Origin of the sequence: Faecalibacillus sp. TM498 (assembly GCF_020589955.1) — a bacterium.
In the GTDB taxonomy this organism is placed as follows: Bacteria; Bacillota_I; Bacilli_A; order Erysipelotrichales; family Coprobacillaceae; genus Faecalibacillus; species Faecalibacillus intestinalis.
On the sequence record NZ_JAJDKB010000172.1, the window covers coordinates 1 to 314 of the forward strand.

At 27.1% G+C, this 314-nt stretch carries 1 protein-coding gene; it reads left to right on the plus strand.

Going from position 1 to position 314, the window contains the following annotated elements:
- Nucleotides 1–90 precede the first annotated feature (90 nt).
- On the plus strand, nt 91–314 hold a 224-nt coding region (locus tag LJD32_RS15185), incomplete at its 3' end, for a hypothetical protein (RefSeq protein ID WP_227392845.1).

Sequence of the window (314 nt, forward strand, 5' to 3'; positions counted from 1 at the left end):
TTAACGAAATAAGAAAATTATTTCGTTTTTTTAATTTTTTAAAAGAAAAAATGATTTTTGTTGTCTATATAAATAATGGAGGGAGGAACAATGGAAACAAAAATCAAACCAAATAGAATTACGGATTTTAAAAATGATCTTGTCTTTAAATTCATGTTGAGTGATCTCAATGATTCTCGCTGTTATTATTTACTTAAAGTCATTATTGAAGGAATTACGGGTATTAAATGTCAGGAACTCTTTGTCTTAAATAGTGAAGTCAATCCTGAACATCTAAGTGATAAAGATATGGTCTTAGATGTCAGAGTGAAAAC